Source organism: Paenibacillus algorifonticola (genome assembly GCF_000971975.1).
In the GTDB taxonomy this organism is placed as follows: Bacteria; Bacillota; Bacilli; order Paenibacillales; family Paenibacillaceae; genus Pristimantibacillus; species Pristimantibacillus algorifonticola.
The window spans coordinates 1-651 of sequence record NZ_KQ040780.1 but is presented as its reverse complement, the minus strand read 5'-3'; the positions used below and the strand labels follow the sequence as shown (position 1 = coordinate 651).

General features: G+C 50.7%; 6 tRNA genes. All 6 read right to left on the bottom strand.

Annotated features, from left to right (window positions below):
- Positions 1-10: 10 nt before the first annotated feature.
- A tRNA-Gly gene (locus WH37_RS02575) sits at positions 11-85 on the bottom strand.
- A gap of 9 nt (positions 86-94) precedes the next feature.
- Positions 95-181, bottom strand: a tRNA-Leu gene (locus tag WH37_RS02570).
- Between the two features lie 18 nt (positions 182-199).
- A tRNA-Thr gene (locus WH37_RS02565) sits at positions 200-275 on the bottom strand.
- Positions 276-289: 14 nt separating this feature from the next.
- Positions 290-366 (bottom strand) — tRNA-Asp (locus tag WH37_RS02560).
- A 16-nt stretch (positions 367-382) separates the two neighbouring features.
- A tRNA-Val gene (locus tag WH37_RS02555) sits at positions 383-458 on the bottom strand.
- Positions 459-468: 10 nt separating this feature from the next.
- Positions 469-543: transfer RNA gene (locus WH37_RS02550), tRNA-Glu, on the bottom strand.
- Between the last annotated feature and the right edge of the window lie 108 nt (positions 544-651).

The window sequence follows — 651 nt, the reverse complement described above, 5'->3', positions numbered from 1 at the left end:
GAAATAAAAATGGAGCGGACGACGAGATTCGAACTCGCGACCCTCGCCTTGGCAAGGCGATGCTCTACCACTGAGCCACGTCCGCAAAAAAATATGGTGCGGTCGAGAGGACTCGAACCTCCACGGCTGTTACACCACTAGAACCTGAATCTAGCGCGTCTGCCAATTCCGCCACGACCGCATATTTTTTTGAAAAAGATGGTGCCGTCGAGAGGACTTGAACCCCCAACCTACTGATTACAAGTCAGTTGCTCTACCAATTGAGCTACAACGGCACGTAATGAAAGAATGGCGGAGCTGACGAGATTCGAACTCGCGGTCTCCTGCGTGACAGGCAGGCATGTTAGGCCTCTACACCACAGCTCCGTATTCAAAATCATAATGGTGGAGGCTGAGGGGATCGAACCCCCGACCCTCTGCTTGTAAGGCAGATGCTCTCCCAGCTGAGCTAAGCCTCCAAAAATGATATGGTGACCCGTAGGGGACTCGAACCCCTGTTACCTCCGTGAAAGGGAGGTGTCTTAACCACTTGACCAACGGGCCATGATCATGCTTGAAATCAAATCAATGTGCATTACACATTGAAAACTGGATGCGAAAGACAAGGTTTGAAACGTTAGCGTGTTTGTTTAGGATAAGCCCTCGACCGAT